The organism is Sphingobacterium sp. JB170 (genome assembly GCF_900163865.1).
GTDB lineage: Bacteria > Bacteroidota > Bacteroidia > Sphingobacteriales > Sphingobacteriaceae > Sphingobacterium.
Genome location: NZ_FUKU01000071.1, coordinates 83,411 through 97,822, shown reverse-complemented (window position 1 = coordinate 97,822; position 14,412 = coordinate 83,411). Strand labels below are relative to the sequence as shown.

Genomic DNA, 14,412 nt, shown 5'->3' with positions numbered 1-14,412 from the left:
TCTAACGTTGGGATTTATGGAAAGAATTTTCTGATTTTCTAACACGCGATTTAAAAGAAATGAGCCCGGTAAAACACCGAGCTCATCACTTGAATAATTATATTTACTTTGTCCACCTTTTTGAGTGCAAAAAGTCACAGAGTCATCTATCGTGTTCCACCGGCCCACCAGACATTTTCAGAATAGACGTAATCTCCGTTGCCGTATGCAGATTCAATATTAGGATTAGTTGTTGTCTCAGAGCTACCATATGGTAATCTCAAAGGAAACTTATTTGGATTTTCTAACTCTATTAGATTCTCGCCTAAGGCTTTCCATCTACGGATGTCATTAAACGTTTCGGTAGACTCTCCAGATGCACCAAAAGCACCAAGATATTTTTGAACAGCTATCTCCTTTAACGGACTAGCCAGAAACAACGGCTTAACTTCTTGCTGAAAATATGCATCAATCTTTTCTGCAGTTATTGCGTCGCTCTTTTCGGTAACCCCACCATACTGAGCTAATGTAGGTGCTGCGAACGCCGCAGCAATTGATTTCTCCGCATTAACAATAGCAGCTTCGATGGCTAATTTTAACACCGGTTCAATAGAAGATGTCGATCTACCTAACCTTTGCATCGCCTCAGCTTTTAAAAACTGCACCTCATGAAAACTTAACAGCTGAGTTGAAGCTGTTTGAGAAAACACGAACGTCGAAGTTAAATAAGTATATTGAACTTGTTCGTTTTCGCCGTTAGGCGCCAATAAGCTGTATGAATCATTACCAGTCGATAAATCTGCTACTTGATTCCAATCTGGATCAGTAAAATTGCGACTACGACGTGGGTCATTCCGTTCGATCATTTTATCAGCGATACTTTTACTCGCAGCTAAGCCATCTCGGGACCATTGGAAATCGAATAACGGATTCAAATTTTGTTCGTCGTAAACGTTAAAGGCAGCTTCTTCCGACGCATTCGCGAATGACTTGTCGGCAAATTCGATAACATCCTCTAAAGTCTGTGTTTTATTCGCAGAGGTGTTTAATAAGTGCATTGTATACCTAGCCTTCAACCCGTAAGCAAACTTAAGCCATTTTGCATTTGAACCCTTAAATAAAAAGTCATGACTTCCGTAGCCGCCAGTAGCGTGGGTATCTCCTTTGGGTATGTTAGCAATTGCTGCATCTAGGAGCGCAAATACTTCAGTATAAAGTGCCGACTGTTTATCTAAGTTCGGCGTTTTGTTTTCAAATGGATTAAACGCTTCCGAATAGGGAACATCTCCGTACATATCTGTCAATAGCGCTAAATTATAGGCTAACAGAATCTGTCCGACGCCTAGAGTCGAATAATTCCCCTCTTGCGGACCTCCCTCCGACGTTTTCTGTACGACAATGCGCGCATTTCTAATCACTTGGTAGATACCCACCCAGCTGTTATTAAAAGTAGTCGCGTTCTGTGGTTCGCCATCACGATGTTCCGCATTCCAAAGTTGGTTATGAGTCCCAACTTCATGTTCTACATACGTCGAAAGGTAAGTATTAAGATCCCCCCCAACGCTGGTAACAGCAGTACCAGTGATAACATCAGCTAACAAAAACTTAGCTTCAACATCGGTCGGATTATCAGGGTTCACATTGATTTCATCCATTCTATCTTCTGAACAAGATGAAAATGCAATAGGTGTGACAAGCAGACCTAATGCTAAAAGTTTATATAAATTATTTTTGAATCTCATTTTATTAAAATTTAATGTTTAGTCCAAAACCATAGCTAGACGCTCCCGGTAATGAAAAACGTTCGAAGGCGCCTGACATATTTGTATTACCTTGAGATGCTTCAGGATCATAACCTTTTAATTCCGACCAAAGAATTATATTACGGGCAAAAGCATTTACATCAATACTTAATTTCGAATTTGTATAGACAGGATAGCCTAGTGAAACTTCTCGCAACTTTACAAATGAATTACCGAACACAGAACTCTCTGAAATATTATTTTTTCTATTAAAATACTCGAAAGCATCCGACGGGTCAATCAAAATGTCATTTTTCTCATACACACCTTCTGCCGTTTCTTTCACTGCATCCTCTTCAAATAAGAATTTATCTCCACCTCTGTAGTCGGCTGATTTTTGAGTAACACCATAAAAATCGAGGATACCACCAGTACCATGGTAGATTTGCCCACCATTTTTCCAATCTAAAACAGCAGCAACTCTAATCTTCTTGTATTCTAAACGTGTATTAAACCCTAGCAAAAAGTCTGGAGAAACTTTGCCGATAACTTCCTGAGGCCCTACTTGAGGTAGTCCGTCTGCATCAACAACAATTTGACCTGCATCGTTTCTCAAGTAAGAGTTACCATAAATAACAGGAAATTTCTCGCCGATACCTGCACGAATTTGAGGTTCAACGAATCCACCTAGGAAAATACTCTGTACTCCCTCGGCCAATTCGTCCACGTAATTATCAATTTTCGTAAAGTTGAACGCGAAGTCCCAATGAAAATCTCCTTCGCGGTAAGGTGCAACGTTCAATGTCAATTCATGAGCGTTAGTATGTACTTTACCTCCGTTTGTGAGTAAACTGCTGTATCCACTGGAACCTCCTAATGGCACGGAGAAGATTTGATCTTTAACATTTTGACGAGAAAAAGTGTAACTCAAATCAAAAAGCCCATTCAAAAATGTCAAATCTGTACCAATTTCATACGATTGAGTGTTTTGCGGCTTCAACGCCGGGTCATACAATGTTGAACTTGGCGTAAATGCAACTACGGAACCAATCGGATAAATGATTGGAGTACCCGATGAGAAACCTCCCCCATAAGTTGGTGTCGTATAAAACGAATCATAGTAATTGCCGGCCTGGCCAACCTCCGCATATGAAGCGCGTAATTTACCAAATGTCAACACTTCATTTTTAACCGCATCCAGTTCAGTAAACACAAAAGATCCTGAAATAGATGGGTAGAAAAACGAACGATTATCTCGAGGCATATTTGAAACTACATCGTTACGCCCTGTAAGATTTAAATACAACATATTTTTATATGCCAAGTTCAAATTACCGAACAGACCAAATGTCCGAGTATGACGATTAGTTTGAGACGCAGAATATGACGTAGCATTACTCATATGGTTCCACCCTGCAAAGTTAAAGTTTCCGCCATAGGCATAATCCTGTCTACTGTGTCTGTCAACGACCTCGTTACCCAATAACGCGTCGAAAATTAAATCTTCATTTATCTCCCAATTATAAGAGGCCGTAACTAACGAATTTAGTTCAGTTACTGAAAAATGATAGTTTTCAACCTGTCCTCTCGTTATACCGGCTTTACCATATCCCCAAAGATCGGTATAATTTGAAGTATATGAATCGACCCCTAATTGGTATTTTAAGATCAATTTTTGGTTGTCTGCTAGTTGAGTTGAATACTGTCCAAAACCATTCCCGAAGAATCTCTGCGTTGCTTCCGTGAAACTATTATTCTCAGTAGCCCAATACGGCTGGTCAAACCCCCCTCCTCTGTAATTGTTTTGAGAGTATGGATTTCCTTCTACGTGATTAGGTATACCTCTTAGATCATAAGATGCGGGTGCACCGTAGATAGTTGCAATTAAACCGTTATTCGCTCCAGTTTGTTTTGACACCTTCGAGTTAACGTAATTACCGCTAAATCCTGTCGACCATTTATCGTTGAGATTCAACTGTGTCGAGAGCTTAGCGTTATATCTATCTAGTCCTGTCGACGGCACGATCCCCTCGGCATTAGTTGCACCTAATGTCATTGAGTAACTTCCTTTATCAAAACCCTGCATCACATTTAGAGAGTTGTTAAAGGTCTTACCAACGTCAAAAAAATCTTTCGCATTGTTATATGCCTGAGGGACTACCCATGGATCCAACCCGGCTGCAGCACGTTGGCTAACATAATATTTTCCTTCCTGTTGGCCATACTCTTGTGTATATTTATTATCTGTTTCGCCACCATAATTTGGATCCTTGTGTAATTCGTCTATCACAGATCCCCAACTAGTAGATGCAGTTGGGCTATATACGCCTCCGCTACCTTGCGAATATTTCTCTTGAAAATCCGGTAAAACGGAAACCTTATCAAAGGAAACATTTGAATTGTAAGAGATCTTAGCGGCACCGATTCCTGCACTTTTTCCGCTCTTCGTTGTAATAATTATAGCACCATTGGAGGCTCGCATTCCATATAGAGCCGACGCTGCCTGTCCTTTTAAGATATTAATACTTTCAATATCATCAGGATTGATGTCCAACCCCCTCGAAGAATAATCAGCTCCGGAAACTGAGTTCCCTGTTGATACATCTGCAGTAGAAGCAATAGGCATACCGTCAACGACATAAAGCGGCGTATTATCTCCGGTAAATGAGCGTGCCCCGCGAATTGTAATCTTTGCAGATGCACCCGGCATGCCTGACGACGGAGTAACCTCAACACCAGACACTTTACCCTGAATAGCAGTTGCTAAATTACTGTTTGCAGCTTGAGTTAGATCGTCTCCTTTTACCACTTGTGTCGCAGTTGCTAATGCTCTTTTCTCACGGGTAATCCCCATGGCTGTGACCACAACCTCTTCTAGCGTTGCGTCATCCATTACGAGCTGTACGTTGATTACGGATTGACTACCGATCGCGATACGCTGAGATTGGTAACCAATGTAGGAGAACGAGAGCTGACCGTCATTACCGCTTACATTGATAGAGTAATTTCCAGAAACGTCAGTTTGAGTACCGTTTGACGTACCAACCAATGCAACAGAAACTCCCGATATCGGTGTTCCATCACTTTGCGATACAACTTTACCACTCACCTGCCGATTTTGTGCAAACGAATGCCCCACTAGGCACGTCAGCAGAAAAAGAATACTGAGTAATTTTTGTTTCATTTGTATTATTGTTTAGTTAAAAGCTAACAAAATGGCGTTTCAATATCAACATGTTGGAGTCGATTTTTCCTTGAATTCTGTAGAAAAATTTATTTGAATATAACTACAGCAAATCAGATTTAAAACTTCGCTACGGTTTTTCGAAAATTATTAAACCGTTACATTTAATAAAAAACGCCTATTTAAGATTAATAATGAGCAACATGTTGCTCTTGGTAATTTATTTAATATAGTTAATGTTTTCGCTGAGCCTATAAAATGTACTTTTACTATGCGCACATATAATTGCTTAGGCAATTTTAACATTTTTTCACATTATCTCCAAATAAATATCCATTTTTTTTACTTATATGTTCATAATGTCCAATAACCTTTCTGTTTCTTGATACCTACAGGGCAAATATTACCGTTTGTAATTTGTTGATTACAGTTCACAATAACATAAAATTCTATTGTCAAATTCATTCAATTCGATTAATTATTTCAATTATCTTCAAGTACAAAGACAGATACGACACAATCTTCGATTTTTAATCATAACAATATTCGTGTTCGTCTGCATCATTATACTGATAATACCAAACATACTTTTGATAAAGTAGAAAATATAACTTGTAGTAGTATTTTATTCCTTGTTGGAATAAGGAATGCAAAGGTAGTGGGATAAAGTTGTTATTGCAAGTTTTACAAGATAATATTGGTTCCAATTGAAATTTCAGCAAAAAACCATCATTGTATTAACAAAAGTTAAATATCAAGATAATTAATATTTTAAAAAGGTTATTTACAGAATATTATTTGAGGGGAAAGCGTCGATATACGACAATTCAACTTTGGGCCGATCTAGCCGATCATCGGAAAATTAAACATTTCAGTAAAAAAATTATTCGACCTCGCTACAAACAACAATATGTTAACTTATCGATCAAGTTCCTATCTTTGCCTCATGCGTTTCGACATCATCACGGTATTACCCCAATTATTAGAAAGTCCTTTTGGACACTCTATTCTGCAGCGAGCTCAAAAAAAGGAGTTAGTAGAAGTTCACGTGCATAACCTTAGAGACTACTCGACAAATAAGCATAAATCCGTTGACGACTATCCTTACGGCGGAGGATCTGGGATGGTAATGCAGATCGAGCCTTTTGCCAGCTGCATCGAAAAACTTCAGAACGAGCGGCAGTATGATGAGGTTATCTACATGACCCCTGACGGTGTAACTTTAAACCAAGAGATCGCCAACGAACTTTCCTCAAGCCAAAACATCATTATTCTTTGTGGGCATTATAAAGGAATCGATCAACGAATTCGGGACGTGTTTGTTACAAAAGAGCTTTCCATCGGGGATTATGTACTTTCCGGCGGAGAACTTCCTGCAGCAATTTTGGTTGACGCTATTGCTCGGTTACTTCCGGGGGTCCTTTCAGATGAGACTTCAGCGCTTTCCGACTCGTTTCAAGATGGTCTACTAGACGCGCCTATATATACAAGACCGGCTATTTGGCGGGGCCACGTTGTTCCTCCAATACTTCTAAGCGGACACGAAGCCAAGATAAATGCTTGGCGGGATGATCAGCAACTAAAACGCACGCAAGAGAGGCGCCCAGATTTGTTAAATGACTAACACTTTTGCTTATTTTTTGTTTTTTTCTCAAAAACAATTTGATAAACAAAAAATAATTATAATTTTGTAGTGTACAAATGACAATAACAAACTTACATACAAGCTGGTGGTGGCTCGAAGCAAATAGCGTCGGGAACTAGTTTTGTGTATTATAAAATATTCATAATCAACCAAAACCCTTGTGAATGCAGGCCCGACGTTTTATCGCCGGGCCTTTCGTTTATACTGGTTTTTTAAATAAACTTATTAAAGGTTTTTAAACATTGAAATTAATAGATATGCAATATAAACTTCAGACAAATTACAGGAAGATTCTTGCCGACACAACAACACCTGTGAGCATCTATCTTCGTTTAAGAGATACTTTCCCGAACAGCTTGTTACTCGAAAGCTCCGAATATCAAAATCGTGACAACAACATAAGTTATATTTGTTGCGAGCCAATTGCAGGAATCTCGTTAACAAAGGAACAACTGCGCATTGCACTCCCAGATTCCCGGGTGATCTATAAAGATGCAGCGACAATCAATCTTCGACAAGAAGTTTCAGCCTTCCGAAACAGCTTTTCGCAAGAGGCTTTACCTGATGTAACGGTCAACTCCTCCGGATTATTTGGCTACTTCACGTTTGAGTCGATTGAGCATTTTGAAGATATAAAACTCGTAACCCCAACCGACTCCGAACGGGATATTCCGCTAATGCAATATCATGTATACCGATATGTAATAGCGATCGACCACTTTCGAAATCAATTGTCTATTTTTGAAAACCTTTTTGATGGCCAAGAATCCGATCTCGATCGTATGGAATACCTGATACAAAACAAGGATTTTCCAGAATATAAATTTGCCGTAAGCGGAGAAGAATCATCAAGCATGAGCGATGAATCATTTAAAGCCCTCGTAAGCAAGATGAAAGAACATATTCAACGCGGTGATGTCTTTCAGATTGTACCGTCAAGAGCTTTTAAAACCGCATTTTCGGGGGATGAATTCAATGTCTACCGTGCGTTACGTTCCATAAACCCTTCTCCTTACTTATTCTATTTCGATTACGGTGATTTCAAACTATTCGGGTCTTCCCCTGAGGCACAGCTTACAATAAAAGAAGATGTTGCAACCATTTACCCCATCGCTGGAACATTCAAACGGACAGGAGACCTTGCTGAAGATGAGAAAGTGGCCGAGGCCCTTAAGAATGACCCAAAAGAATCTGCAGAACATGTCATGTTAGTCGATTTAGCACGTAATGACTTAAGTCGTCATTGTACGAACGTGGAAATTAAATCGTACAAACAAGCACAGTATTATTCGCACATAATCCATCTAGTTTCTAAGGTTTCAGGAATCTTAAATAAAAACACAAACCCTTTTGATGTGGTAGGTGACACCTATCCTGCAGGCACACTATCGGGCGCACCAAAGCATATGGCTTTAACACTAATTGACCGTTACGAAGGTCTACAGCGTTCATTTTACTCCGGAGCAATAGGATTCATGGGTTTCAATGGCGATTTTAACCACGCAATAATGATACGATCCTTCCTAAGCAAGCAAAACATTTTACATTACCAGGCCGGAGCCGGAATTGTACTGGACTCGGAACCAGAAAAAGAGTTACAAGAAGTAAATAATAAAATAGCAGCATTGCGACGGGCTCTTGAAATTGCGCAAACTATCTAATGATAGGATTCTTTGAATTTAATAGATGCAGTAAGTCTCACTGATCACAAGCAAGAGGTCATGATCCTATCAGGTGAGGTAAAAACGGCGGTTTCCGTATTATAATAATAAACACACGAATAATTAAGGCCATGGGCAACGAAAAAATTTTAGTAATTGACAATTACGATTCATTCACATACAACTTAGTTCACCTGCTACAAGAACTGAATCAAAAATACACGGTATTAAGGAATGACAAGTTCAAACTGGAGGAAGTCGAAGAATATGATAAAATACTCCTCTCCCCTGGGCCGGGTATCCCAGAAGAGGCCGGACTATTGATGGACATCATACGTACATACGCAGCCACAAAAAGCATATTAGGAATTTGCTTAGGTCAGCAAGCCATTGCCGAGGTTTTCGGCGGCACACTATACAATATGCCCAAACCACTGCATGGAGTGGCAACAGACATCATAATTACAGACGATGAAGAACCCTTGTTTAAAAGTTTCCCCATAGACGCAAAAATTGGGCGCTACCACTCTTGGGCCGTGAATAAAGAGACATTACCCGAGGACTTACGCATTACGGCCGTTGATTCAGCAGGAATAATCATGGCCATAACGCATAAAAGTTATAACGTCCGAGGAATGCAATTTCATCCAGAATCCGTACTCACACCAAACGGAAAAATTTTAATTGAAAATTGGTTACAGATCAAATAATTAAAGCATAGACCAGGACAAACACTATGACAATACTAGATAAAATAATAGAAAAGAAACACCTCGAGGTAGCGCGAGCTAAAGCGAACGTCAGTATCGAGCAGCTCGCCAGCTCCCCGCTATATTTAAGGACATGCTACAACCTGAAGGAATCTATTTTAAATCCACAAAGAACAGGTGTTATTGCGGAATTTAAACGTGCCTCCCCATCAAAAGGACTCATAAACGGGCAAGCAGATGTGAAAACCGTAGTTCAAGGCTATCAAGAAGCAGGAGCTTCTGCGGTTTCGGTACTTACAGATCATGATTTTTTTCAAGGAAACTTAGAAGACCTCGCTGCGGCTCGCCAGGCACTAAACATCCCCTTGCTACGCAAAGAGTTTATTGTCGACACCTATCAAATAGCGGAAGCAAAAGCATATGGCGCAGATATTATTCTTTTAATTGCGGCTTGCCTTACCGTACATGAAATCAAAAGTTTCGCTTCATTTGCAAAATCACTAGGCCTGAACGTGCTTCTAGAAGTACACAATGAACAAGAACTTGTCGATAATATCGAGGCAAATGTTGATGCCGTAGGGGTCAATAATCGTAATTTAAAGGACTTTTCTGTAGACCTCAACCACTCGTATGATTTGGTAAACAAAATACCCGAGCATGTTATTAAGGTTTCCGAGAGTGGGATTTCGGACCCAAAAACAATTAAAGCACTAAGTACTGCCGGCTTTCAAGGGTTCCTTATTGGAGAAAATTTTATGAAGACCGAGAACCCCGTCCGAGCGATCCAAGAGTTTATTCGCGAAATGCGCTAAACGAAAAATGGAGCACAATGCTCCATTTTTCGTTTATTTTCTAAGTCGTCTTTTAAGTGCCCGGTTCGCACGCTTCTTGGCGACATCAACTTTATAGTCTAGCCAGCCATTTTTAAAAATCTTACGCATCGTATCGTCAAAGTAACGCGTAACAAATAAATTTCGCGCTCCTTTAACTTTTTCACTAAATGAATTTGCTAATGCGCGAACAGAAATCGAATAACCTTCGGTCTCATACTGGATATAGTGCCACCAACCTGCAGGCATGTACAATGTGTCTCCCGGACGGATAACAGCCTCAAAACCTTCCAATAACTTCAACGCAGGATACTCCTCTGGGTCGCTGGTTTTCAAATTAGTTATACTATGAAAATTATACGGCAATTTATACATCAAATCTGACTGATCATTCGGAAACAACCAAATCCGCTTTGCTCCTTGAAACTGCGATATAAATACGTGTGACATATCGATATCAAAGTGATTGCGAGTTGCAGACCCCTCACCGCCAAAAAACATATAGGGCAGCCACTGCAATACTTTGCCACCAGTCACATCATTATAAATAACATCATTTTTTAGCTCAGGGCGAATCTTCAACAAATTAAAAAGAAACAAACGTAGCTCCGTCGGTTCAGATTTAATTTTATCCAAATACTCGGCAAAGCTCATTCGTCCGACCGGAGGACTTGCAGCATGATTCTGCGAATCCTCTTCTCGTCCATAAATATCCACCTGCTCATTACCGGCAATTTCCTTAAAATAATCGTAACTCCATTTTTTCCAGCATGGGCTGTCCTTACTAATGAAATCTTTAATTACTACCGGCCGGCCATTCCGGAGATATTCTTGAATAAATTCTTTAGGAGAAACTCCTGTTATACTATCTATTGGTTTTAGCTTCACAAGTTTTTACGCTTTTACAACTATATACAAACTTAAAAAAAAAATACAACTCACTCGATACAAAAAAACTATTTTGAGTTTACTTTGGTCGCTTGTGCAATATAACAGAAATTCTACTATAAGCGATCAGAATTATTACATCTATTCCAAATTGATGCCAAAACACACACCGGAAAAATATTTCTAATAGCAGCTTGGACTGATCTCGGTAATTAAGCAACATAAGAGACGAGGCGCTTTCTAAAATTCCAGAATGAGGTCGGTGAGAACTATTTGACTTAGATCCCGCTCATATGCGGGGTTAAGGAAAGCAAAAACGGGAAAACTATTTAAATTCCCCGTTATTGTTGATTATTTATTCACCTGTTTTATATATTGTTCGACCGCCATGGTCATACTTGGCGCTTCAGGCGTTGGGGCTGGAATATCGAGCACGAGATCATGCCGCAATAACTCTTGCTGTGTTGTTGCACCAAATGCAGCAATACGGGTGTGTTTTTGTGTATAATCAGGAAAATTTTCATATAATGATTGTACGCTAGAGGGGCTGAAAAATACGATGACATCATAAAAAACATCCTCTAAATCTGTAATATCACTAATCACCGTCCTAAACAATACCGCCGGCGTGAAGTCATATCCATTATCTTGAAGCCATCTCTGGGTTTCCTCATTCGCAACATCAGAGCAAGGAAATAGAAATTTTTCGTTTGTATGTTTTTTAAGCACTTCTTCTAGATCTCTAGCGGATTGTTTACCGAAAAATATTTTACGCTTTCTATACTGTATATATTTTTGCAGATAAAGAGCGATAGTTTCCGATATGCAGAAATATTTCATATCTGCGGACACCTCATGACGCATTTCCTCGCATACTCTAAAAAAATGATCAACAGCATTCTTACTTGTAAAAATGATTGCTGTATATTCCGCGAAATTAATTTTATCCTTTCGTACGTCTTTCGCAGCAACGCCCTCGACGTGAATGAATCCTCTGAAATCTAGTTTAAGATTGTACTTCTCGGCCAAAGTAAAGTAAGGTGACTTATCATTTTCTGGTTTTGGTAAGGTAACTAAAATGCTTTTTACCTTCTTGGCTCTTGCTACATCTACTTGCATATTCGTCGTTTTTTTAAGTGCTCAATGTTTTAACCAATATCAAGATCGGCGCTACTTCAAGTGTGCAAAGATACAGAATTAAATAAAAAACTGAAAACCGCAGATTACCAAACAAACGAAATGCTGTTCTTAAAAACCTATATATAAACAAGATAGACGCAATAACACTAAACAAAATTAACACAAATTTAAAGTAACTAGCCGGTACAAAAGTTACAACCAACAACAGCGGCATTAGAACCAGCATACTATTAAAATACACTAGATATAAAACCGCAACGTATTCTCTGACCAAACGTTCGAGCTGAAAAACCAGCGATATAAAACGAATCAACAAAATCTTGAAAACAAACAATACTGCTACTAAAAGCGTAGTCCGTAAGTAGTTTTCCCCATTAAGTACTTCTAGGTGTGAAAAAGAAGATTCTATTAAAAGTATAAATAAACCGAGGGCTAAACTAAATATCAAATACAAAAATATATAGGGCCAGGAAGTTAACATGTTATCCTCCTTACTTACGTGTTGCAAGGTCCGCTCATTATAAAAAGCCATTACAATCATTGCAAAATCTGCGGGAAAAAGCAAACGTACTACCCCGATGGCAACGAAAAGAAAAAACACGAAAACAAGTACCCATGCCGGGCGTGTGTGCTTAAATTTACCCTGAAATAATTGCACCTCACCGTTAGATTCCTGAAGGCTATTAATAACTTTTATTGGGTCTATACTGTTTTGTTGTATTTTATCGAGAAAGTGCCTTAAGAGTTTGTTATCACGATCCGGACTGGGAAACACATAATTAAATGAATCGACAGGCCTCACCTGCACACTATCATTCGATACGCGATTTGGAGGTAAAGATTCCTGACTTTGTGCATGAGAAAGTATACTGCACAATAGGCCGATTAATAAGATTCGTATCCACAAATACATCCAAATAATAATGATTACTTTGGCGTAAAGTTATAATAATATTGTCAAGCAAAAAAAGAAAACATGTCAGACACTAAAATTGTACGCTGTCCGTGGTGTGGAAACGACGAATTGTATATGGAATACCATGACAAGGAATGGGGACAACAAGTTACCGACGAGTACAAGCTTTTTGAATTTTTAGTCTTAGAGTCTGCGCAAGCAGGCTTAAGTTGGATTACCATACTAAAGCGAAGAGAGGGCTACCGGGCTGCTTTCGCAAATTTTGACTATAAAAAAGTTGCGCTTTACGACGAGGAAAAAATAAATAGTCTTGTCAATGATTCCAATATTATTAGACATCGCGGTAAAATAACTGCCGCGATAAGCAATGCGAAGATATTTATCGACATCCAAAAGGAATTTGGTTCGTTTTACAACTATTTGTATTCATTTTTACCCCATACAATTCCAATTACGAATAAGTTAAAAAAAGCAACGGATGCAAAAACCCGCAGCGATGAATCGGACGCAATCTCAAAAGATCTGAAAAAGCGAGGCCTTAAATTTTTTGGCACCACAATATGTTATGCCTACATGCAGGCGGTTGGTATGGTTAACGATCATTTTGACTTCTGCAGCTTCAAGAACAATCAAACAACATAATTTCCCGGTTCTTCGGGTATAGTTAGTATATCGTTATAATTAGCGCGAAACAGAATATATGTTTACTTTGCTAAAGCTGATAAACTCCCTCAAAATGATATTCTATTTGCGCTACGAAAATCATATTATTCCATTTATCAAATACCCTCAAATAATTCGGAGCGATTTTTGTATTGAGAGTACGCGTTAATTAAAAACGGTGTAATTCAACTAAAAAACTTTTTTAAAAGCCCTATTCTAGGGTCTATCAAAATTGAGATTATGAGTAAAAAGAAAGACAATTCAAGATGGCTTCATGTCGCCATTTCATGGGGAGCAAGTATCGTAATTATTGGTGTACTTTTTAAGATCCTACATATTGGAGGCTCTACAGCAAACTACATGATCGGTCTTGGTCTGGTTGTAGAAGCGGTGTTATTCTTCTTAATGGGCTTTACCCCACCACCACAAGAACCGAACTGGGCAAAAGTTTATCCTGAATTAGATGACAATTACGGAGGAGAATTACCTAATCGCTCTGTACAGATGGCAAATGTACCTAGTGGACCGTCGGCAACGGCAGCATTGGACAAGATGTTTAATGATGCAAATATTGATACCTTGGCTATCGAAAAGTTGGGACGCGGCCTTCAAGATTTCGGTGATAAGGTTTCAGCGATAAACAAAATAAGTGATATTTCGTTGGCAACAGATGATTTCACGCAGAAACTGCGTGCTGCATCATCAAAATTTGATAACTTAGGTATAGCTTTCGAAAAAGCGTCGGCAAACCTCGTCGAAATGTCCAATACAAATACCGACACTGCTGGGTACCACCAACAGGTACAGCAGCTGACAAGCAACCTGGGTCAACTGAACAATATGTACGAGCGCGAGTTACGTGAGTCGGCCACGCACCTTCAGTCGATGAACCATTTCTATGAAAACCTAAGCTTCACCATGAAAAACTTCAATGAATCCTTAGATGATTCCAAAGCATTTAAAGACGAAGTTAATAAATTGGCGAAAAATCTTAATGCATTAAATGCCGTATATGGCAATATGCTGAATGCAATGAACCAGCCAAGAGTGTAAT

At 39.1% G+C, this 14,412-nt stretch carries 11 protein-coding genes; 6 read left to right on the top strand and 5 right to left on the bottom strand.

Going from position 1 to position 14,412, the window contains the following annotated elements:
• Window positions 1-146: 146 nt before the first annotated feature.
• Window positions 147-1,721: a SusD/RagB family nutrient-binding outer membrane lipoprotein gene (locus tag FM107_RS18565; protein ID WP_086949975.1), complete on the bottom strand. Its 1,575-nt coding sequence runs from the start codon at window positions 1,719-1,721 to the stop codon at window positions 147-149.
• A 4-nt stretch (window positions 1,722-1,725) separates the two neighbouring features.
• Entirely contained in the window at window positions 1,726-4,905 is a 3,180-nt protein-coding gene (locus FM107_RS18560) for a SusC/RagA family TonB-linked outer membrane protein (RefSeq protein WP_086949974.1), read from the bottom strand.
• A 946-nt stretch (window positions 4,906-5,851) separates the two neighbouring features.
• On the opposite strand from FM107_RS18560, the gene trmD reads away from it, so the two are divergent.
• The 4 genes from trmD to trpC all read left to right on the top strand — a co-directional run bounded on the left by trmD (window position 5,852) and on the right by trpC (window position 9,733).
• Complete coding sequence (gene trmD, locus FM107_RS18555) at window positions 5,852-6,529, top strand: tRNA (guanosine(37)-N1)-methyltransferase TrmD (protein ID WP_086949973.1); 678 nt, start codon at window positions 5,852-5,854, stop codon at window positions 6,527-6,529.
• 278 nt (window positions 6,530-6,807) lie between these two features.
• Window positions 6,808-8,211 carry an anthranilate synthase component I family protein gene (locus FM107_RS18550; protein WP_086949972.1) on the top strand — a complete coding sequence of 468 codons (1,404 nt, stop codon included), beginning with the start codon at window positions 6,808-6,810 and terminating at the stop codon, window positions 8,209-8,211.
• A 131-nt stretch (window positions 8,212-8,342) separates the two neighbouring features.
• A complete protein-coding gene (locus tag FM107_RS18545) occupies window positions 8,343-8,921 on the top strand; it encodes an aminodeoxychorismate/anthranilate synthase component II (protein ID WP_086949971.1) in 579 nt (192 codons plus the stop codon).
• 26 nt (window positions 8,922-8,947) lie between these two features.
• Window positions 8,948-9,733: an indole-3-glycerol phosphate synthase TrpC gene (trpC, locus tag FM107_RS18540; protein WP_086949970.1), complete on the top strand. Its 786-nt coding sequence runs from the start codon at window positions 8,948-8,950 to the stop codon at window positions 9,731-9,733.
• A 33-nt stretch (window positions 9,734-9,766) separates the two neighbouring features.
• Here trpC and FM107_RS18535 read toward each other — a convergent pair whose 3' ends face one another.
• The 3 genes from FM107_RS18535 to FM107_RS20320 form a co-directional block, all read right to left on the bottom strand.
• Window positions 9,767-10,639 (bottom strand): cupin-like domain-containing protein, encoded by an 873-nt coding sequence (locus FM107_RS18535; RefSeq protein ID WP_086949969.1) that lies wholly within the window; start codon window positions 10,637-10,639, stop codon window positions 9,767-9,769.
• Window positions 10,640-10,990: 351 nt separating this feature from the next.
• Window positions 10,991-11,758, bottom strand: a complete 768-nt coding sequence (locus FM107_RS18530) for a uroporphyrinogen-III synthase (RefSeq protein ID WP_086949968.1) — start codon at window positions 11,756-11,758, stop codon at window positions 10,991-10,993.
• A gap of 13 nt (window positions 11,759-11,771) precedes the next feature.
• Window positions 11,772-12,692, bottom strand: coding sequence for a DUF4271 domain-containing protein (locus FM107_RS20320; protein ID WP_086949967.1), 921 nt, complete (start codon window positions 12,690-12,692; stop codon window positions 11,772-11,774).
• Window positions 12,693-12,755: 63 nt separating this feature from the next.
• On the opposite strand from FM107_RS20320, the gene FM107_RS18520 reads away from it, so the two are divergent.
• Both FM107_RS18520 and gldL read left to right on the top strand, forming a co-directional pair.
• Complete coding sequence (locus FM107_RS18520; RefSeq protein WP_086949966.1) at window positions 12,756-13,337, top strand: DNA-3-methyladenine glycosylase I; 582 nt, start codon at window positions 12,756-12,758, stop codon at window positions 13,335-13,337.
• Window positions 13,338-13,598: 261 nt separating this feature from the next.
• A complete protein-coding gene (gene gldL, locus FM107_RS18515; RefSeq protein ID WP_086949965.1) occupies window positions 13,599-14,411 on the top strand; it encodes a gliding motility protein GldL in 813 nt (270 codons plus the stop codon).
• Window position 14,412: the final 1 nt, after the last annotated feature.

Excerpts from the sequence above, each read along its gene's own strand:
- FM107_RS20320 (WP_086949967.1), bottom strand. The coding sequence starts at position 12,692 with ATGTATTTGTGGATACGAATCTTATTAATCGGCCTATTGTGCAGTATA.
- FM107_RS18520 (WP_086949966.1), top strand. The coding sequence starts at position 12,756 with ATGTCAGACACTAAAATTGTACGCTGTCCGTGGTGTGGAAACGACGAA.
- FM107_RS18530 (WP_086949968.1), bottom strand. The coding sequence starts at position 11,758 with ATGCAAGTAGATGTAGCAAGAGCCAAGAAGGTAAAAAGCATTTTAGTT.
- gldL (WP_086949965.1), top strand. The coding sequence starts at position 13,599 with ATGAGTAAAAAGAAAGACAATTCAAGATGGCTTCATGTCGCCATTTCA.
- FM107_RS18550 (WP_086949972.1), top strand. The coding sequence starts at position 6,808 with ATGCAATATAAACTTCAGACAAATTACAGGAAGATTCTTGCCGACACA.
- FM107_RS18560 (WP_086949974.1), bottom strand. The coding sequence starts at position 4,905 with ATGAAACAAAAATTACTCAGTATTCTTTTTCTGCTGACGTGCCTAGTG.
- FM107_RS18565 (WP_086949975.1), bottom strand. The coding sequence starts at position 1,721 with ATGAGATTCAAAAATAATTTATATAAACTTTTAGCATTAGGTCTGCTT.
- trpC (WP_086949970.1), top strand. The coding sequence starts at position 8,948 with ATGACAATACTAGATAAAATAATAGAAAAGAAACACCTCGAGGTAGCG.
- FM107_RS18545 (WP_086949971.1), top strand. The coding sequence starts at position 8,343 with ATGGGCAACGAAAAAATTTTAGTAATTGACAATTACGATTCATTCACA.
- trmD (WP_086949973.1), top strand. The coding sequence starts at position 5,852 with ATGCGTTTCGACATCATCACGGTATTACCCCAATTATTAGAAAGTCCT.